Origin of the sequence: Micromonospora sp. NPDC049047, assembly GCF_040649135.1 — a bacterium.
Taxonomy (GTDB): Bacteria; Actinomycetota; Actinomycetes; order Mycobacteriales; family Micromonosporaceae; genus Micromonospora.
Map to the genome: position 1 here is coordinate 1 of NZ_JBEZEY010000002.1, position 19,976 is coordinate 19,976.

The 19,976-nt window shown below is 67.2% G+C and carries 13 protein-coding genes; 1 reads left to right on the top strand and 12 read right to left on the bottom strand.

What is annotated here, in order from left to right:
• Positions 1 to 515 precede the first annotated feature (515 nt).
• The 6 genes from dcm to AB0B86_RS03055 all read right to left on the bottom strand — a co-directional run bounded on the left by dcm (position 516) and on the right by AB0B86_RS03055 (position 11,993).
• Positions 516 to 2,276 (bottom strand): DNA (cytosine-5-)-methyltransferase, encoded by a 1,761-nt coding sequence (gene dcm, locus AB0B86_RS03030; protein WP_357415062.1) that lies wholly within the window; start codon positions 2,274 to 2,276, stop codon positions 516 to 518.
• Positions 2,277 to 2,808: 532 nt separating this feature from the next.
• Positions 2,809 to 4,755 (bottom strand): DUF1998 domain-containing protein, encoded by a 1,947-nt coding sequence (locus AB0B86_RS03035; RefSeq protein WP_357415064.1) that lies wholly within the window; start codon positions 4,753 to 4,755, stop codon positions 2,809 to 2,811.
• Positions 4,689 to 8,129 carry a helicase-related protein gene (locus AB0B86_RS03040; protein ID WP_357415066.1) on the bottom strand — a complete coding sequence of 1,147 codons (3,441 nt, stop codon included), beginning with the start codon at positions 8,127 to 8,129 and terminating at the stop codon, positions 4,689 to 4,691. The genes AB0B86_RS03035 and AB0B86_RS03040 overlap by 67 nt, the downstream gene beginning before the upstream one ends.
• Complete coding sequence (locus tag AB0B86_RS03045) at positions 8,126 to 9,823, bottom strand: NERD domain-containing protein (RefSeq protein WP_357415068.1); 1,698 nt, start codon at positions 9,821 to 9,823, stop codon at positions 8,126 to 8,128. Before AB0B86_RS03045 ends, AB0B86_RS03040 begins: the two co-directional genes overlap by 4 nt.
• Positions 9,820 to 11,349: a hypothetical protein gene (locus AB0B86_RS03050; RefSeq protein WP_357415070.1), complete on the bottom strand. Its 1,530-nt coding sequence runs from the start codon at positions 11,347 to 11,349 to the stop codon at positions 9,820 to 9,822. Before AB0B86_RS03050 ends, AB0B86_RS03045 begins: the two co-directional genes overlap by 4 nt.
• Positions 11,346 to 11,993 carry a hypothetical protein gene (locus AB0B86_RS03055; protein ID WP_357415072.1) on the bottom strand — a complete coding sequence of 216 codons (648 nt, stop codon included), beginning with the start codon at positions 11,991 to 11,993 and terminating at the stop codon, positions 11,346 to 11,348. Before AB0B86_RS03055 ends, AB0B86_RS03050 begins: the two co-directional genes overlap by 4 nt.
• Positions 11,994 to 13,620: 1,627 nt before the next feature.
• Here AB0B86_RS03055 and AB0B86_RS03060 point away from each other — a divergent pair.
• A complete protein-coding gene (locus AB0B86_RS03060; protein ID WP_357404779.1) occupies positions 13,621 to 14,703 on the top strand; it encodes an NAD-dependent epimerase/dehydratase family protein in 1,083 nt (360 codons plus the stop codon).
• Here the strand turns inward: AB0B86_RS03060 and AB0B86_RS03065 are convergent.
• From AB0B86_RS03065 to AB0B86_RS03090, 6 genes are all read right to left on the bottom strand, one after another.
• Positions 14,697 to 15,881: a hypothetical protein gene (locus AB0B86_RS03065; protein WP_357404932.1), complete on the bottom strand. Its 1,185-nt coding sequence runs from the start codon at positions 15,879 to 15,881 to the stop codon at positions 14,697 to 14,699. The two genes, AB0B86_RS03060 and AB0B86_RS03065, sit on opposite strands and share 7 nt — an antisense overlap.
• 68 nt (positions 15,882 to 15,949) lie before the next feature.
• Positions 15,950 to 16,705, bottom strand: a complete 756-nt coding sequence (locus AB0B86_RS03070) for a ZIP family zinc transporter (protein WP_357404777.1) — start codon at positions 16,703 to 16,705, stop codon at positions 15,950 to 15,952.
• Between the two features lie 54 nt (positions 16,706 to 16,759).
• A complete protein-coding gene (locus AB0B86_RS03075; RefSeq protein ID WP_357404775.1) occupies positions 16,760 to 17,950 on the bottom strand; it encodes a GNAT family N-acetyltransferase in 1,191 nt (396 codons plus the stop codon).
• Between the two features lie 80 nt (positions 17,951 to 18,030).
• Positions 18,031 to 18,723 carry an ABC transporter permease gene (locus tag AB0B86_RS03080; protein WP_357404773.1) on the bottom strand — a complete coding sequence of 231 codons (693 nt, stop codon included), beginning with the start codon at positions 18,721 to 18,723 and terminating at the stop codon, positions 18,031 to 18,033.
• Positions 18,720 to 19,565, bottom strand: a complete 846-nt coding sequence (locus tag AB0B86_RS03085; RefSeq protein WP_357404771.1) for an ATP-binding cassette domain-containing protein — start codon at positions 19,563 to 19,565, stop codon at positions 18,720 to 18,722. Before AB0B86_RS03085 ends, AB0B86_RS03080 begins: the two co-directional genes overlap by 4 nt.
• The gene (locus AB0B86_RS03090; protein WP_357404769.1) at positions 19,562 to 19,900 is read right to left on the bottom strand and encodes a PadR family transcriptional regulator; all 339 of its coding nucleotides are present in this window, start codon (positions 19,898 to 19,900) and stop codon (positions 19,562 to 19,564) included. Before AB0B86_RS03090 ends, AB0B86_RS03085 begins: the two co-directional genes overlap by 4 nt.
• Between the last annotated feature and the right edge of the window lie 76 nt (positions 19,901 to 19,976).

Consider the following 19,976-nt stretch of genomic DNA (forward strand, 5'->3'; position numbering starts at 1 on the left):
CCTGAACGCCTTCGCCATCACCTTCAGCGACCGCTTCCCAGCCGCTGAAACCTACTAACCAAGATCGCCGGAAACACCGTTAGCGAGACAGCCCCGCCAAGAGCGATCGACACCATGGACCGCCCTCCGTGTTGGCAAGTGGAAACCGGCGGGACGCCGAGCCAGCTCATAGGGTCGCGCTCGCGATCCTCCCGTGCCTGTGCATGCGGGCCGTTTTCGCCAACGGCATTTCTCTGTGTCAAGGCATTGACAGCCGAGAGGTGCCGTTAGATGCACACGCCCGTGCATGCGCTCTGCCGTGGTTGTCGGACCCCCGGCCGCTGCCTCGCGGTTCGGGGGAGTGGGTGCAGGGCCGGCAGATACCGGGACGCAGGCATCCGATCTGCGCTGGGAGGTGGGTTAGCCTTTGGGGGATCAGTAAGCGCTGTTGGCTGGGCTCTACCGCTTCCGCTCCCTATCCTGTTGTTAGCCGCAGCGAGAGGGATAGGCCGGCACACTTGGGCGGAAGTCAAACCCTAGGAGAGGGTTGGTGTCTTGTGCCCCTGCCCGTGGGTCTTCTGGTCGTCTACATCCATGTACCCGTTCAGGTGGTTCGCTACGGCATGGCCAACGGGTGGGGGTACGGCGTTCGCCACCTGCAGCGGCTGTTCCCATCGCGGACCGCAGAAGAAGTAGTCGTCCTCAAAACCCTGGATGCGTGCGGCCTCGCGCACTGATATCGCGCGGTGTAGCCACGGATGCACCGGAAGAGCACGATGGCCAGCAACGAGAGTGCGTGCAAGGTCAAGTTCCAGCCGACGGTAGGAGATAGGCCCTTGCCCTCGCTCGATCTTCTCGATTTTTTCGATCACCTTGTCGGAGTGCTTCATCGTGGAGGCATTCCGAAGGACGCTTCCATCGGGCAGGACTTTGTACTCAGCGTCGGTCGCAGCGGGAAGCTCCAGCGGGCCGCGTAGCACGTCTTCAAGACGGGGAGTGTCTAGCAGTGCCTGGCCGTTGGCGTCGGCTGCCGCTCCTGGCACGCGATGGGTCGGTGCCGGCGCGGATGGGGCCGCACCGAGATCCTTGCGCCGCGCTAGGAAGAAGAGCCTACGCCGGTTCTGTGGTACTCCGAAGTGCGCCGCGAGCAGCTCATACACTTCGGCGTTGTAATTTCTTCGTAAGCGGCGGAGGATGCGGTCCTCGAATTCGACACCGTTGACCCGCCGCAATCCGGGGACGTTCTCTAGCACGATGTAGCGGACGTCAAGCTCCTCGGCAAGACGCACCACGTGCTCGAATAGTTCATTCTTTGCGTCCTCAGGCTGTCGCAAACCCGCGTGTGAGTAACCCTGACATGGTGGGCCAGCTAAGATTACGTCCGGCTCTCCGAGGTCGGGGCAGATTTGCTGGATATCGCCTGCCCTAAGAGTCGCGACATCGGCCTCGATTACTGGGACTCCGGGGTTGTTGGCGCGGTATGTCTGAGCGGCATGACGGTCGCGTTCCACGGCAAGTGCGATTCTGTAACCGGCCTTCGTGAAGCCGTGCCCCAGCCCTCCGGCACCGCCAAACAAATCGATCGCGACTGGCTGTCGCTTCCTCGGCGCTGCCGCCAGTCGCCGTGAAGCAGGGCTGTTTGGGCGGGATGCTGGGGGGCAGAACGAGACGAGGACGCAGCTGCCACACTGCGGCTTGCTACTGCATACAGTTCGCCCGTGGTGGATCATGTTGATGTGCAGCTGACGACGTAGTCGGGCTGGGACTACCTCTTCAAAGGCATCGTGATCGAACTTTGCCCGCGCGTCTTTAACAATCCCTAGCCGATTGAATATCCGCTGGATATGGGTGTCGACTGCGAAACGGTCAAGGCCGAGCGCGTACGATTCGACGCAGCGGGCCGATTTAATCCCGACGCCGGGCAGGCTGAGCAAAAAGCGTTCGGCGTCCTCTGCGTTTAGTTTGCGCAGATATTCCAACGTCAGGTCTTCTCCTGCGGCAGGTCCTACGCCCCGGCTGAGGTTGTCGTCATGGACTGCCCGGAGTATGCTTTGCAGTTTAACCGCACGCTGGTGCTGCAGGCCGCCTATCCGCAGCACGCCCTCCAAGTCCTCACGCGGCGCCTTCATAGCTTCGATCCACGCAGGAAACCGCTCTCGCAACGCGCCCCACATGCGTTGGTACACCGGCTCCTGCGTCTGCAGGCTGAGAAGGATGTAGAGGGTTTCACTGAGGACGTCGTCGGCGATGTTGCCTAGGTCGGCGGAGCGGTAGGTGACCTCCAGCAGCTCGGCCATCCGCAGGATCGTTCCCTGGGGAGCTTGCTCTGGGAAGACGCTGAGGCCGCCCTCATCGGCGACCGTACCGCTACGTCTCGTTGGCACCCGGTCCTCACCCTCAGCCGCTTACGTCACGGTAATTTACTTTGGCTGTCCATGCGTCCCCTGAGCGGCCAGGGGCCTCTGGCATGAAAATGGCTGCGGCGCTGACCCGGCCACAGCTGTCTGTGATCCTGCCGTGCGACGGGCGCAAGGTCAATAACTTCACGCGGAGGGCGTGTCCGATTAGTCCGACATGCCAGTGTTCGCACAGTCGGGACAACGGCTTCTCTCACCTCTGGTCAGTGGTGGCATGCGTTTCAGGGTCGCCCGTGCTGTGCTGCAGGAGGGGGCGATGGCCATTGCGGCTGCGGTCTGAGTTGCATGGGACTGAGACCTTGGGCGGCAGGAAGCGAGCGACGCGAGAAGTTGATCGCGGCTGGCGCGGCCTGACGCGCGGCTCCTTCCAGGATGGCTGTCGCAGGAACGAGCATCCCGGAGAGGTAGCGGACTACGAGAAGAACCCAAGGTCAGGTTGGTTAAAGGTACCGATGACGAGCCCTCTATCGAGGAACCGGTTGTGTTCCTCGCAGCTAGTTTCTGGTAGTAGGGCGCATCCGTGGCAGGCGGCCATGTTGCAGGAGTCGGGCCCCTGGCCGGCCTCGCCGAGTTCCATGCAGACCGGGTCGGTGGAGCACCAGCGTGCTTTGCCGATCGCCGTTGCGAGGACGGCCTCCAAATTGTCGGGGTTCGCCATGCGCACCAGGCCGCCCATGGTGCCTTCCGAGTCGCCGGCGGCGGTGTAGATGAGGACGCCCGCCATCTGCCGCCCAGGCTCCGCCGTGACGTAAAGGCGCTCACGCAGGGACGCGGAGCTGTAGCCGCAGGTGTAGATGAGTTCGTTGATCAGCAGGTGCGCGAGAGTGTGGATGAGCAGGAAGCGCGGCGCGACTTCGCGTGGCTGCAGCCCGCGGCTCTGCTGCACCGTCTGGAAGTTGACGGCAATGCCCTGGGCACGGGAACGGATGTCTTCGCGTGACTCCCACTCTACGAGCGCTGAGGGGTCTAACTCGACGTATATTCCTTCACCTCGTACCACGTAGGCGGGTAGCCAGTCGTGTGCTGGGGGAAGCCTCCGCCTGCGCAGAAGTGCTTTACCCTCGCTGAGCCGCAGGTTGCCGTCGCGAACGCGGGTGAATCCCCGCAGAGCACGGGTCTCTCGCAGCACCTCCACCCGCCTCACGCGACCAATGCGGCCTACTTGTGATACTGGGACGCCGGGATTGGTCACGGTGAGATCAGCATGTTTTGGCGTCTCTCGCAGCAGCTCGTACTCGGGCCGGCGCCAAGCGACGGCGGGCGTCAGGTCCTCGCCGTCATCGGCGGGTTCGCCGTCGTGGCTGGGTTCGCCGAGCAGGTCCTGCAAACCCGCCTGGAGTTCTTCGTCGGAGAATGGCTGGAGAAGCTCTAACGGCGTGGACTCCCTGAGCTTGGTGAGGGGTACGGAGCCGAGAACCTCGTGAAGTAGCTGGATGCGGGTCTGGACGTCGGGCCGGCGCAAGACATCGAGTACCTCTGCGCTGGCGCCTCCCTTGACACGTGGCAGGAAGATTGACGACTCGACCTTGGGGAAGTACACGTTTCCGGCACCCCGGAGCGCCGCGCGCAGAGGCCAGCCGCAGCCCGAGCCGGCGTCGGCGGCCCATGGCCTACTTCCCCGGCATAGGTACTCTCCCTCGCTTGAGAGACGCTTGGAAAGCGTGGTTTCCTCGGGGCCTCCGCGATTGGGCTGAGCGGTGGTCACGCCTTCGAGCGTGCGCTCGTCCTCGCAGCCGTCACACTTGATGACCTGGCCGCCGAGAGTGCCTCCGCCGCGGGAGAGGAGGCGGAGCACACCACGGCACTGTGGCTGCACTGATTTGTGGACCCACTCGCGCCAGGGGAAGTCATCGAGATGGCCTCGCTCACAGATAACCACGATGGGCACTTGTGACATGACGGGCCCAAACCGCTTTCCCTCGTGTTTCTGGTCGGGACAGCGAACCGGTTGGGCCATGCTGAGCGGGCTCTCGTCGAGACGCTTGCAGTAGATGCAGAACGACCAGCACGGGAACCGAAGCGCGGGAACAGACAGGTTGACGTTGTGCTGCTGACCTCCGCCGCGCTGCGGTGTACGACGGGCCGGGGGCAGGCGCAGCTGCCGTACTCGCAGCCGTTCCTGCAGGCGCCACTCGTCGACGACGAACTCGTCGGGGTAGAGGTTGGCTTGGTCATCGGTGTGGTACCAGTGATCAAGGCCTCCAGTAATCACGGAAGTTCCGTTCACCAGGATGCTCATAGCCCCGACGCCGAAAGGTGCGACGAGCTGCGCCCTGCGAATGCGACCGCTGCTCAAGGCGCTTCCTCCTGCTCGGCTGCGGCCTCCATCGCGTACAGCGCGCTGATGCGCAGCTCGCACTCAGCATCGACACTGCGCATACTTGTCGGGACGTCCCACACCGGTACCCTGGCACCGGATTCTGCCGAGGAGCCTGCATACCTCATCAGGCCCTGCTGAGGATTACCTCCGATCGCATTGGCGTCCCAGTCCGTTCTCTCCCATTGGGACCACTCCCGGTTCCGGCGAGCTGCCACGTCCCGCAGCGGCCCTATGTCGGCTATGTCGGCGACGCTGGCTCTGGCCTGGAGGATCTCGACTGCGGCATCGAAGCGCTCCCTCGGGAACGGGTGAACCGGCAGTCCTTCCGGCGCTGACTGCCGGACGTGCGAGACGATCGCGCCATGCAGGCCCCGGTGCACCACGGGCAGGGCGAACGGTGTAAGGCTGGTCGGCTCGACCTGCGCATACAGGCGCTGGTGGTAGGTGCGGAAGCGCTCGTAGTGGCTGCGGTCACGCGGCTTGGCCGCGCCGTAAATTGTGATCACCAAGCCGGGCTGCTGCTCCCATTTGCGCCCAACACGGCCGCTGACCTGGATGTACTGGGCGGTCGTCTTCGGCTGGCCGATGATAGTCATGAGTGCGAGCCGGTCGATGTCAACGCCCACTTCGATGATGTTGGAGGCAAGGCATACATCAATGCAGCCGTCGCTGCCGTGCTCGAGCTGGAGTTCCTCGATCGCCCTAGGGATCTCATCGTTGCGGCGCCGGCTCGTGAGCTCGATGACGTTCCGAGGCCATCGGACGTCCCCGGGGTCGATGCCCTCACGCTTCCGCAGCCCAGTCAGGTAGTCAGGGATATCCGACTGCAGCAACGAGACGGTGTTGCCGAGTTCGCGCAGGCTGTTCAGGAAGTTGAGGTTCGTCCAGTATCCGTCGCGACTCGCCTCGGGGATCTCTCGGGCGCCCTGGAGCGTGGCGGCGGCTACGCGCACCTGCACCGTCTGGATCGAGCCCAGCGATGGGCTGAGCACACCAATGTAGCGCCGTCCGGGTGCCGGTGACCCGTCCGCGAGTTGTGCCGGCTCCGCGAAGAACGACTTTCCCTCCTCCAGCCCTTGCGGGGGGAACAGCGCGACCCGATCACGGCCGTACAGATCGCGAATCTGCTTCTCGTACCGGCGGATAGTGGCGGTCGAGGCTACGATCTTCGGCTTCACCGGGGTGTCGAGCCGCTGGTCGGTACAGAGGTTTTCAATGACCGGCTCATACAGACCGACCATGGAGCCGAGCGGCCCGGAGATCAGGTGAAGCTCATCCTGAATGATCAACCCTGGCGGGGAGCAGCGGCGGTGCCCGTCGGGGTCGATCCCGAAAAGGGTTCTCGCCTCGGGTCGCCAGGCCAGCATCGCGAACTTGTCCACGGTGCCGATGACCAGCGTTGGCTGGCGCTCGTAGATGTCCTGGTCGACAACGGCTACTGGCAGGCCTCCGCGATGGCCAGAAAAGCGGCACTCCCTATCAGGGCAGTGAAACCGCACCGTGTTGCCCACTGCCACATAACCCGCAACCTGGTGCTTGTTGTGCCTGCCAACCGCGCCGACGGGCCCCATCCTGACTCCGCACCAAGGGCATCTGAGGAGCAGGAACGGATTCTCCTCGCGCGGGCTGCGTTGCAGCGCCCGCAGTTGGGCCTTGGCCTGCCGCCATGTATTGGGTGTCGTCGATGAGCCAAGCCAGATTCCGATCGAGAAAGGCTCCTTCCCTAGGTCGCCCTCAGTGGTGCGAATGTCCTCCAGTACGCACGACAAGGCAGCCGCGCGCAGGAATTGCTGCGCGGTGAGCAGGCGCAGCGTGTAGCGCATCAACACCTCGGTGCCGGCATCATCGGGGTTGCGTAGCCGGCGGGCGATCATGCTGAGCGCAGCGGCGCCGAGGTACGCCTCGGTCTTACCGCCACCGGTCGGGAAGAAGATCAGGTCAACGATGTCGCGTTCTTCTCGTTCGGGGTACACGATCTCGGGCAGGCTCGCGAGGACGAAGGCGATCTGGAAGGGCCGCCAAAGACCGGTACCTTGGGGCGCGACGGGCTCGGGCTGATCACCGTCGATCTCGAGAAGGCCGTCCTTGCTGACCGTGATGTCCCTGACCTTCAAGCGCGACCTGATCTGCTGGAACAGCATGGCGCGATTGGCGAGCCGGAACGCGCGGGACGCGAGGGGGTCTGTCGTTGCCAGCTCCCAACCTCGCCGCATGCGCCCTAGAGCCTGCCGGCACAGGCTAATGTGCCGCCGGGCGGCTTCCTGAAAGCGGTCCTCAAGTGCAGCGGCTTCCCGTTCCCGGTGCTCGATCCACAGTTCATAGCCGTCGAGGATCAGCCCGATCTGCGCGCGTGCCTCAGTGTGGTCCTCGGCAGCCAGCGCCGCCATGCTGGCGCGCAGTTCGACTCGCTGTCCCGAGCTGTCCTGCCCAACGATGTCGGGCGTGAGGCTGGGAACTTCATAGGCCGGAAGAGCTTCCGCGCGTACCGCTGGCGTGGCGCCTTTGGTGGGCTCGTCCCATCCTGCTGCGCAGCCGTGACCGACCGCGAATGTGAGCTTCTTCCGGTAGAGCAGGGCGATGGACTTCTCCTCCTCACCTGCACCACCGGGCATCGGCGGTTCGGGGTAGGGCTCCACCCGGGCGCCGCCCTGGGGCCGGATGGCGAAGGTGGCTTGGAAGATAGCTCCGCCTGAGCCGGCTGCCTGGCTGGTATTGACGAGCGCGATCGTCACGAGGCGGCAAGCGGGATCAGGGTCTCCAGGCACCGGACGGCTGTACGCCTGCAACTGGGGTGTGGTCAGCGTCTGGCCCGTGCGCTCGGTCGCTAGGCCGAGTAGCCGCTCGGTCCGCTGGAGCAGTTCCCCCCCGTCGGCTCGCGCCTGAAGCGTGAAGGGGCGCCGCACCCACCACCGCGGCTCCCGCTTGGCTCCTTTTACCCGCACGGTGATGCCGTCGTATGAGGCCGCGCTGGCATCGATGCCCAGGAAGCTGCCCGGTGGCAGGCGCACCTTGAAGGAAATCGCAATGGCGCTGGGCTGGAAGGAGTTGGCATCGCTGAGGTCGAAGTCGTCGCTGTCTGCCTCAGGAGCAGTCCGCAGCTGGAACTGCGGGACGTCGACGGCATCCTCGACGTCTTCGTCCGCGGGTAGGCCGGTGATCCCTGCGAGGTTGCCTTCAGCTGCCGTTCCTTTGGGATGAAGCACCCCCACGCCGTAGCGGCGCAGCGGCTCGATCTCGCTGAGGATCTCCTGGCGGGTGGCGGCGTCGTGCCATGGCCCGCGTGTCTCGTTCCAGGACTCGAAGGACACCACGCCGGATGAGATATCCAGGGGCTTACCTCGAGGGGTTTCGCCGTCGGCTGGTCCGAATAGTTCGCGGCGGACAGCCGCGTCCATGACGTCACGCGGGGTCATGATTGCCTACTTTCGCCCAGTATCTTCCCAGCTAGAGCCTCTCTAGTGGCGAGCACTGACAGGCGGTCCGTCGGGCGGGTAAGACCCACGTACAGCAGAGCCTCAAAGGCCGGCGTGGCGGGTCGGTCGAGGTCGGTGACGATAACGGCCGGAGCTTCCAGCCCCTTGAAGGCGTGCACGGTGCTGTAGCGCACCCTCCCGGGCATCGTGGCTTCCGTCTGGGTTAGTAGCGGACGCAGCCATGGATCTTGGCATTGGGCTGCTGCGGACCGGACCCTTCGCGTACTGAGGATTGCGATCTCATCGAGCCGAAAACCTTCGTCGCGCAACTCGCGGACCGCCTGAACAAGCAGATGTCGCTGCTCCTGCGGGTCGGAGTACCAGTAGTACCTGGGTTGCATCCCATCGTCCGGGCGGCGGAACCGCTTGTAACCCGGCTCCATGCCGGTGAGGACCTCCACAGCCGAGCCGATGCGTGGGAGATTGCGGCAGTTCGCCGTGAGGGTGAACGTTGGTAGACCCGGGATCCTCGTCCCCAGCTCCTGGCGCCCGTCAAGCAACCCGTAAAGAGACTGGCGCTCGAAGTCCCCGAACATCAGGCAGCGCCCGCCGGCGAGACCACCCTCAACCATGAGGTCGAGGACATCAAGGTACGCGGGCGTGCACAAATCTTGAGCCTCGTCGACAACGAGATAGTCGCGCGTAAGGTCTCCATCGAGGAGCCTTTCGATGGCGGCGTCAACGAGCTGTACCTGCCAGAAATCGGCGCCTGCGTCGGTCGGCGGCTGCTGACCGGTGAGGCGGAGCAGCGCCGCGTGGAAGGCCCCGGTATCGAGCCTGGGAGCGGCTGAGCTGCGCTGACTGAGGTACGTGCCCAAGGTCCTGTTGAAGCACAACAACCACCCTGCCGCTCCGGAAGCGGCCTCCCGCCGTGCGGCCTCGAGAGCCAGGAAGGTCTTTCCGGACCCGGCCGGACCGGTAAAGAGCACGCGAGGGTTGTCCTCCATCGCGTCGAGGGCTTGGTACTGCTCCTCTAGGAATGCGGACAGCTGGGCATCCCGCTCGCGCCGCAGATCGGCCGAGCCGGCGCCGAGCTCAAACCGCGGCCGGAGCGCAGCGACAAGTGATTCAACGACGTCCCCGCTCGGCCCGCTTGCTGCGGCGGCCATAGCCGGGACGCGGTCGAACAGGTGCTGGCGCCCGCCTTCCAGCAGCTGCAGGACGGCCTGTCCCGCTCCTGCCTGGAGGTCGTCGCGGTCGAGGACTTGCCATGTGTGCCATTCGATGGCGGACGGCAACTCGGCTCGTGCCCTAGTGTGCGTAAACCACACGCCGGAGACAAGTGGCGTGCTCCGGAGATCAACCCCCTTGCGCCGCAGGTATGCCTTGATGCTGTGCTTCGCCTCATCTGCCTGCTGGAACGGACCCCGAGTGGTGGGGGGCATGCTGCCAAGGAGCCACTGGCCATCGCTGCGTCGCGCCACACGCCTGTGCGACTTCACCTCTATGACCGCGACCCCACGTCCTGGCACGATTACGACAAAGTCCGCTTCTCCCTGCACCTGGCGGACGTGCTCGGCGAGATCCTGGGAGTGCAACACCACCCAGTTCTCCGTGACCGGGTCACTCGCCAACCGCTGGAAAACCAACCTCTCGCCCGGTGCTGAGTCCTCGCGGATGAGGGGAGGGATCATTCGAGCCATCGGGCGCTCTCATCCCCCTTCGGGATCCGCAGCTCCGACCTGGGAACCACGTCAAGGTACGGCGAGAGAGCGAGGACGCGAGTGGCGACGATACCTGCAAAACCCTCGATGTCTAGATCCAACCTGAGGATACCTGTCCGCTGGAGCTCGTTCATGTCCGCATCTCCCAGAGCCGCTTCGAGCGCCTCCCGGATGTCACTCATGGCCTGGTACCGGGCTCGCCTCAGCATGTCGGCGTGGCGGCGGTGCGGCTCGGCTGGCAGCCCGAGCCAGCGCAGAAGGATCGTGAAATCATCGCTACCCTGCGGTCGCGCCAGCGTGTGAGCTGTCCATGCCGGCGCTTGTGCCGCAGCCTGCACACCCTGGGTCCGCAGCCGCCGGACCACTTCACCTGGTCCCAGCGCCTGGAGCCGGTCGTGCAGGGCTGTCTTCCACGTCGCCTGCGACTGCTCCACGCGCGGCGCCTGGTCCTTGAGCCGAGTCAAGGCACGCTCGTACAGCGTCCCAGAGTCAGTGTGGCCCTCCCTGAGAACCAGGTACGAACCCGGCCCCACGGCATCGACCTGCTGCATCTGGACTCTGGAGCCAGCCGGGCGACTAGGGTCGAGCACACGGATGGATTCGCCCTCGTCGAGGTCGAGCATCATCGATAACCCGCCGCACAGAAGGATCTTCCGGGCCTGTGCCTCGTCTGCTCCATATGGCAGCCTTGCCTTGGCCTGCTTCCAGATGGGATCGGGAGCGAGTTGGCCCTCCGTATCCCTCAACCGTTGCGGTATGAGCGGCTCCGAGCCGATCCTCCGGAGCCGTGCTTGAGGCCTGATGCCGCCTTCCGCGTACTGAGAGAAGGGCGATATCGGAAGGCCTCGATCGGCAATCCATGACGGGAAGAGGTACACCAGCTTGCGAGCGCTCGGAGCGCCGAAGGCAGCCGGCCCGAACAGCGGCGGTGAGCCGATCAGGAAGGCCGTCTGGAAGACTTCCAACCTTGTCTTGTCTCGGTCGCTCATGACCGGCACCGGTATACCCAGTACGTCGAACCAGGATCGGGTTGCGGTCGCAGCTCGAGCGCCGGACACGACGACCAGGCACCCAGCACAGTCCACGTCGCGCAGCGACTCGAGAAGGAAATCGCCAAGTGGACATGTCTTCGCCGTGTTCAGCGCGGTCGCGCTGCGGGCGAGATCATCGAGTACCCGGCGCGTCTCACCGCCCGCCATCAGCTTGCACTGTTCTGCTAAGTCCAGTATCCCCGCGACCAGGTCGTTGGTGCCGGGCTCATATTCCGGGGGGAACGGCGCGGCTGATACCCGCCACCGCAGCCGCCGGGCGCTCGCCAGTAGGTCACGCAGGCGCTCGAACTCGCCTCCTTCAACCTCAAGAGCCAGCTGGCGGGTCGCTCGATCGAGTGCCGCACCTTGCTCATCCGCGATCGTTACGAGCTCTACAGCACCGTCGTCATCCACCATCGAGCCTGCAGCGGTGTAAAGGTCTGCGAGGGAGCCGAGGGCTGTCATATTCTCGCCTCGAACGCCAGTGCCTCTATGCCTGCGATGGCTCTCCAACCCAGACCGGCAACGGCCACAGGCTCGCCGATCGAACGGCGCTGCAGCACTGTCATGGCTGCGGACTCGTCCGCTGAACTGCGGTCGATTAGCGCGACCACGACGGGTATCCTGACCTCGGGCAGCCAGCGGATCGCGGTTGCGCCATCCAGCACGGCAAACAGTGTGTCTGCCGGCATCGCGGGGAACCGGTCTCTACCGCCAGAAACGATGGCGCTTGCCGAGAACGGCGATGTGCCGTCATCGGGACGCAGGACGTCGCGGAGCCGGTCGTAGCCGCCTTCGCAGCCGGCCCAGCCGGCCTGCATATCGAGCTCGGGCGTCAGTCGTGATTGAATCCCTACGACAGATACCGTTGGCTTGGACGCGCAGAGATCGCCGGGCCAGCTGTCGCCGTGGCCAGTCCTCCTGATCAAGCTTCCGGGAGGGGTAACGCTACGCCTGCCAAAGCGGTCCGCGGACAACGTCCGGTCCGCGGCGAGGTGATGCACTGCCCCGACCTTCCAGAACGTCCCGCCGAGATGTATCCGGGGCTCCCCGTGGCTTCGATCGATACGGAAGAACTGGTCAGCTACGAGCTGCTGGGACGTGGCCATCCGGGCCGGCGTACCCGGCGGGATCGCTCCTGCCGTCGCTAGCACGTCAACTTTGGGTGCAGGAGGCTGCGCAAGGACCCAGCCCGCGCTGATCAGTAGCGCTGCGTAGTCACGAGTGGGCACGGACACAGCCACCACTAGTTGCCATCCATCACGCCGCCGTTGACGGGCGAGCCGCGCTCCCAGACCGAGAAGCTGCCCCGCCCATGTCGCGGGCGTCGCACCACCAGCCCTGCCGTCAAGCAGGACCAGCCCACCCTGTTCGGTGACACTAGCCACTTTTCACCCTCCCGCTACCTAAGACGCTCCGGCGGCACTCGTCAAGGAGCATTTTCAAGAAAGACGCAAGGCGTGGCGCGGTCAGCTTGGCCGCGAGGGGCGGGTCGGTGTTCTCGGCGAGTTGTTGGCGCGACCGGTTGGCCAGGGTGTCGAGAGCATGCGGAGTGTCGTTGGTCAAGGCGTAGACGTGCCACCACCCGCCCGAGGTCAGGCAACCGCGTGACCCGAACAGCGGCGCCCCGACCAGCGACCTCGGGTACACGCTGCGCGCCGGACGGCGTCGTCCTTTGTCACCGCGCCGACCGTGTCGTCCCGCCGGTAGACCCGAATCACGCCTTCGGCATCCCAGCACAGCATCCTGTAGCGGGAAGGCCTGGATCACCAGAACCGACTGTCGTCTCGCTTTTAAGGGACCGGCAAGCGCCTCGGCTGCCAGTCAACGCATGCTCGCCGCTAAATTCCGGGAGTCTCAGTCCGGCTCGTACTCGACATGTACGTAAAGGCGTCTGCTCGGCCTACTTCAACAGACTGCCACCGACCGCATCCCCTGACGGACGAGCACCCCACGAGGCGCCTGGGTCTACGTAGGACATCCCTTCATCAAGCAAGGGGTGAAACGCCGCAGGTAAGCTCGCTAATAATCCCGAAAGATATCGATGCAATGCGGGAATCCCTGTGGATTAAAAGTCCACAGCTCTGCCATTGAGCTAGCGGCCCGCGCGCTCAGGTTACCCGACGGTGAGCGCTGGCGACTCTCGGCTTCCGGCCGGCCGTCGACGCCTGCCGTCAGCGGGCGCTCGCCGTGCCTGACCATCGCGGGTCACCGCCGAGCCCGGGGTGGTGAAATCGATCAGGCGACGCATGGGTGTGGGTGGGTGGGGAACCGGGATGGGCATGAGGGCGAGCAGCATCCCGGCTGTGGCGGCGTCGGGTGAGGAGGTCGGGCCGGACGGTGTACGCCAGCCGGGGGGCGAGGTGCACGCCTGGCGGCCCGGTCAGAACCAGACCGTGTGCGGCCTGGCTCTCAGCCGGACCCGGCTGCGTCGTTTCCCGCATGTGCGCTTCGATTATTCGGGTACCGATGTGCTCACGGAGGCTGACGCGGTGGGCTGGATCTGCCCGCGTTGCCTGGCCGCTACCACTGGCCGGCGGGGGACGGAGAAGCACGGCTGGGTCCGGGACTCTCCTCGCCCTTGATCGACTCGGGTTTCCGGAAGTCGGGGTGTCGAGCCCGCCGGGATACCGCGACTTTCAGGAGGCCGAGTGGATCAAGCCGCGCCGCGCGCCGGGCCCGCGGACCCTGCGGGGTGGGTGGTTGAGCTGCTGCTGGGCGGGTACGGGGTCGGGCATGCGGATCGTGGTGGTGGGGGCCAGCGGCAATGTCGGTACGGCGGTGCTGCGGCGGCTGCGCCAGGAGCGGGACGTGGAGTTGGCCGGGGTGGTCCGGCGGTTGCCCGGCCCGGATGCCGGTGAGCCGTACGACCAGGTGCGGTGGCACTCCTGCGACATTGGCGCCCCCGGCGCGGCGGGCCAGCTCGTCGAGGTGTTCGCGGGTGCGGACGCGGTGGTGCACCTGGCCTGGCAGATCCAGCCCAGCCACGACCAGCGGGTGCTGCGCCGCACAAACGTCGAGGGCAGTCGGGCGGTGTTCGAGGCGGTGGTCCGGGCTGGTGTGCCGGCGTTGGTGTACGCCTCGTCGGTCGGCACCTACGCACCCGGCCCGAAGGACCACCCGATCAGTGAGCGGTGGCCGGCCACGGGGGTGCCCGGCTCGTCGTACAGCGAGCACAAGGCCGAGGTGGAGGCGCTGCTGGACGGGATCGAGCGTGATCACCCGACGCTGCGGGTGGTGCGGATCCGACCCGGGCTGATCTTCCAACGGGCCGCCGGTGCGGAGATCACCCGGTATTTTCTCGGCCCGCTGGCGCCGGTGCGACTGCTGCGCTTCGGCCGCATCCCGCTCGTGCCGACGAACCGCCGGTTGCGGATGCAGGCGGTGCACGCCGATGACGTGGCCGATGCGTACACCCGGGCGGTTCTGGGTGAGGTGCGCGGCGCTTTCAACGTCGCCGCGGACCCGGTGCTCACCCCGGAGTTGGTGGCCCAGCACTTCCACGGTTGGACGGTGCCGGTCGCCGCGCCGGTGCTGCGGGCGGCGGCGGCGCTGACCTGGCGGGCGCGGTTGCAGCCGGTCGACGCGGGCTGGGTGGAGCTGGGCCTGAACGCCCCGCTGATGTCGAGTGAGCGGGCGGAGACCGAGCTGGGGTGGCATCCCAAGATCAGTGCGCTGACGGCGCTCAAGGAACTCTTCGCCGGGATGGCCGACGGCGACCACACGACGAGCCCACCGATGTCCGGCGCACGGGACCTGCCCGGCCGCCCCGCCGCCCTGCTCCAGGCTCGCCCGCCGGGCCAGGGAAACCCCTACTGAAGCTTGGAACCTGTCACAGTGGGGTTCCGGGCGCCCAGGAAGAAGATGCCGCGGAAGCCCCGGGTCTCGAACTTGCCGCTGGGGTTGCGGCGCAGGGTCGAGTTTTCGATAGTCATCGTGCCGGTGCGGTTGTTGCTGACGAAGAAGACCGCGCCGCCGCCCTCGTTGGCCTTGTTGTTCTCGATGATCGTCCCGGCGATCCGTACGGTGAACTCGTTGCCGTCGCAGTAGATCGCGCCGCCGCTGCCGCCGCCGGGCGTGCCGGACTTGGCCGGGTTGGCGCCGCTGCCGATCGCCTCGTTGTGGCTGAGCACGCTGTTGAGCACCACCCAGGAGACACCGATGCTGCTCAACGCACCTCCGTTGGAGCAGGAACCGCCGTCGAAGGTGCTGCTCACCACGTACACCGGCTTGTTCTCGAACTGGCTCAGCACCCGGACGGCGGCGCCGCCCAGGTCCGGGCCGGTGCGGTCGCACCGGTTGCGGACGAAGCGCGAGTTGACCACCTTGAACCGCCCGCCGCGGACGAAGATCGCCCCGCCGCCGCCACCCTCGGCCTTCTCGCCGGTGGAGTTGCCGTCGGCGAAGGTGAGGTTCTGCACGGTGAGCTGCGGGTGGTCCTGGTTCTGGCAGTGCGAGGTGGTGAAGCCCTGGGCCTCGTCGCAGGTGTTCAGGTAGAGGATGCGGCGCTGCCCCTGGCCGCTCAGGGTGACAGTGCCGCCGCCGTCCAGCACGATCTTCGGCCCGTTGGCGTTGCGGACCTTCGCGGTGGCGGTCATCTTGATCGTCACCGGGGCCGGTCCACAGTTGAACGTGATGACACCGCCGGCCGCGACGGCCTTCACGACCGCCGCGGAGGTGCAGCTCGCCGGGGTGCCGGTGCCGATGGTCCGGGTCGGCTTCGAGGTGTCCACCGCGCGGGCCTCGGCCGGGACTGTGGCGTGGCCGTTCGGGTTGCCGGCCGCGAGCACCTTCGCGGCGGGCTTCGGGCTCGCGCTGGGCCCCGGCCCACCGAGGCCGTCGCGGGTCTGCGGCGCAGCGGTCTGGGCCTCCGTCGGCGGGACCACCGGAGCGGCGGACGGACCGGGCTGGGAGGCGGGGGCCGGCTCGTTGGCCGCGCAGGCGGGCAGCGTCGCCGTGGCGACAGCGAGGACGAGCAGGGCGGCAAGCGACGTCATGCGCACCCCGTGATGCTAGGAGTCGCACCGGCGTCGCGACCAATCCTCCGGGCGGGATTAATCCCCGGTTAATGCGGGGCGTGGGACAGGGCGAACGCGGTAAGGAAACCGGCGACCGTGATCAGGCCGACGAGCAGGTGGGCGTCCTCGAACGCCTCCGGGACCATGGTGTCGGTGATCATCGCGAGGATCGCCCCGGCGGCGAGCGCGGTGATGCCGGCCAGCACCTCCGGCGGCGCACCGCCCAGCACCGTGTTGCCGAGCAACGCGGCCACCCCGCTGATCAGCGCGATCCCGGTCCAGAGCAGGAAGACGTACCGCCGGGACCGGCCGGCCTGGCGCATGCCTGCCGCGCTGGACAACCCCTCCGGAACGTTGCTGAGAAAGACCGCCGCCACCGTGACCAGGCTGACCGTGCCGCCGCTGAGCAGGCTCGCGCCGATCACCACCGATTCCGGTACGCCGTCCAGCAGCGCACCCACCGCGATCGCCGACCCCGAGCCGGGCTGCTCACCCTCGGAGGGCTGCTGGTCGCCGGAGCGCTTCCGGTGCCGCGCGCCGTGCCGGGCGAGAGCCAGGTTGGCAAGCGTGTAGATCACCGCGCCACCGGCCGCGCCGAGTGCGGTGGGCAGCAGCCCGCCCTGCTCGTGCGCCTCGGCGATCAGCTCGAACGACACGGCGGAGAGCAACACCCCCGCCCCGAACGCCATGATGGACGCGATGACGCGCCGCGGCACCCGGGTGAACCAACCGACGGCCGCCCCGACCAGCAGGGCCGAACCGGCTAGTAGCCCCCACCCACCCGCCTGCAACCACTCCGGCATTCGCGGGACCCTACCCACGCTCGCCGGGGCGTCAAACCCGGTAGTGAGGGCGGCTCAGAAGTCGGCGAAGAGGTACGGCACCCGGCGGGGGAATATGTTGCGCAACTCGGCGGCGGCGTCCACCGGCACCACGCCCAGATCCCGCAACGGCAGCTCGGCCGGATCCAGCACCCCGTACGCCAGGGCGGAGAGCCCGGCCGCCGTGAGGGTCGCGGTCGGCACGTGGCCGGTGGTGTCGGCGACCACCTCGAGCGCGCCGGTCGTGCCGTCCAGCAGGTGGGTGCCGGCCAGCCAGCGGTCCCCGGTCAGCTCGACCCGCACCCGACCCGGGCCGGACGGCAGCCCGCGCAACGCGTCGAGCGACAACAGCCGGGCCATCGGGGCCGACGAACCCGGAATGGCCGTCCGCGCCTCGACGTGCACGTCCAGGTCGGTCAACCACAGCTCCGGCAACTCGTCCGGCGGAACCTGGACGGTGACCCGCTCGATCTGGTCGACGTGCCGGGCGAAGAACTGCAACAGCAACGCCCGGGCGAGCGGATCAGTGACCAGCAACTCGTTGCCGTGTAGTGTGCCGCCGTGCCCGTCGATCCGGTACGTCACAGCACCGGTGACCTCGCCGTCGACGCGGGCGGTGAGCAGCCAGTACTCGTCCCGGTCGCGCATCCCGTTCGATCGGTAGTCCGGGAAGAGCGCGAAACCGTGCCGCTCCGTCAGGCAGCGCTCGGTGAACGCCCGCCACACCGGATAGCCGGCGGCGATGCGCTCCCAGCCCACCTCGCCGGGCAGGTTCACGCGCAGCAGTGAGCCCAGGTGGGCGGGGGAGAAGGTGACCCGGCGCGGTTTGGGTAACCCCGCGTAGCCGAACCGGGCGTAGAAGCTGGGCCGGAACGGGTAGAGCGCGCTGACCGGGTGCCCCTCGTCGCGTACCTCGTCGAGGAGTTGGTGCAGCAGCGCCCGGACGTGCCCCTGCCGGCGGGCCAGCGGGTGGGTGGCGACCCCGGCGACACCTGCCATCGGCAGCACCGCCCCGCGCAGGTTCTGCCGCATCGGGATGGCCGAGACGGCGGCCAGCGTGACACCGTCCTCCTCGGCGACAAGCGTCCGGTTGCCCTCGTTGTAGGGCAGGTAGTCGCGGAACTCCTCGGTCCGGGCAGCACCGAGCGGCGACGACTCGAAGGCGTACGCGGCCAGCGGGAAGCTGGTGGTGAGACGTTCGTCGGCGGTCACCCGGCGGATGGTCATCCGCTCATCTCAACCTGCCGTGCCGGCTTGCACCACCGAATTGACGGTATCCGCGACGTCGGCACGGACCGGCGGGCCGGTCAGCCCACCGGCAGGTGTCGCAGGTGCCGACGGCGGCGCATCCGGACGCTTGCCACAGCGGCCACGCAGCCGGCGAGCAGGGCGGTGACGACGAGCCCGTGCAGCACGCCACGGGAGAGGTAGCCCTGGTCGGTGTGGTCGACCGCCCAGGTGGCGATCTCCCGGGTCGACCAGAACGGCGTCAACTTCGCCCCCGACCCGGCCGGGTCGATGAGCATCTGCACCGTGATGACGGTGAGCAGCAGCAGCGTCCCCTCCATCTCGCGGGGCAGCAGCGCGCCGATCAGCATCCCGAACGGCGCCGCCACCCCTACCGAGCAGAGCAGCGCCGCGGCCAGTCCGCCGTAACGCAGGTCCGCACCGTCGATCATGGGGAGCGCGAAGAACGGCACGGCGATGATCAGCCCAACCACCCACAGGCCCAGCATCCGGCCGAGGTAGAGGTGGTGGGGCCGGTAGCCGGCCAACCGCAGTCTCGGCTCCAACTCACGGGCCCCGGTGGTGGCGAAGAGCGCGGCGGTGCTCACCGCCCAGCCCACCCCGAGCAGCAGCGAGCGGACCGACTGCCCGAGGTAGGCGTCCCGCCGGATCAGGTAGAAGGTCAACGGCATCAACAACAACAGCAGGAGTACGCCCCGACGCCGCAGCAACTCCCGCACTGTCATCTCGGCGACGGTGATGAGCCGGTTCACCGGTGGCCTCCCTGCGGTACGGGCGCGTGCCCCCGGGCCACCTGCGCCGGCGTCAGGTCGAGCACGAGGTCCACCCGGTCGAGTTGGTTGAGCAGATGGGTCACCACCACGATCGCCGTGCCGGTGTCCCGCAACCGGCTGAGCTGATCCCAGAAGTTGACGTAGGTGCCCTGGTCGAAGCCCTGGTACGGCTCGTCGAGCAGCAGCACGTCCGGGGTGTTGAGGGTGGACATGGTCAGGTTGAGCTTCTGCCGGGTGCCACCGGACAGGTGGCGGGCCTGCACCTCCCCGCCCGCCTCCCAACCGAGTTGGCGAGCCGCACCCCGACCGGCCCGGCGCGCTGCCCCCCGGGTCACGCCCTGGCCGGCACCGATGAGGACGAAGTGCTCGTCGGCGAACAGGAAGTCGGCGGTGCCGCCGGCCTGTGGGCAATAGCCGAGTCGCCCGGAGACGGTCACCGAACCGGCGTCGGGGGACATCAGCCCGGCGCAGATCCGCAGGAAGGTGCTCTTGCCGCAGCCGTTGGCGCCGACGACGGCGGCGATCTGTCCGGCCCGGACGGTAAGCGTGGCGTCGCGCAGCACGGTTCGCCGCCCGTAGCGCTTGGTGATGCCCTCCGCGTGCAGCCGGACCGGCCCGGGACGCGGTCCGGGTGCGGTGCCGATGCTCTCCACCACCGCGCCCGCGTACTGCTGGGGTGGACCGAAGACGACCCACGGGTCGCCGCCCCCCTCGCGCAGGTGCGTGGCCGCTTCGGCGACCACGTGCCGGGCGGCGTCCGCCGCGACCCGGCGGTGGTGCAGCTCGACAGTGAGCGTGCGCAGCCAATCGTCGGCGTTCACCGGGTGACCCCCTTCGTGACGATGTCGTTCACCGGCTGGACGAAGGTGAGCCAGGCGTTGCCGCCCGTACGGAGAGCCGCGTACCCGTCGTCGGTGAGCCGGTAGTACTTGCGGGCCGGCCCGGCGTTGCCCTCCCGCCACTGCGCGCACACCAGGCCGGTCTTCTGTAGACGCAGCAGCACCGGATAGAGCGTGCCGCCCTGGATGGGACCGACGCCCGCGGCGTCGAGCGCCTGGGCGAGCTGGTAGCCGTAGGACTCGCGGTCGGCAAGCAGGGCCAGCACGCAGATGTCGAGCACTCCCCGCAGCCACTGCCCGCGCCGGTCGGAATCCACAGGCCGGACAGTAGCGGCGCCAGCTAGATGGCGCAACTACCTAGCAGGACGGCCGGACCCCGCCACGGCCGCCGCC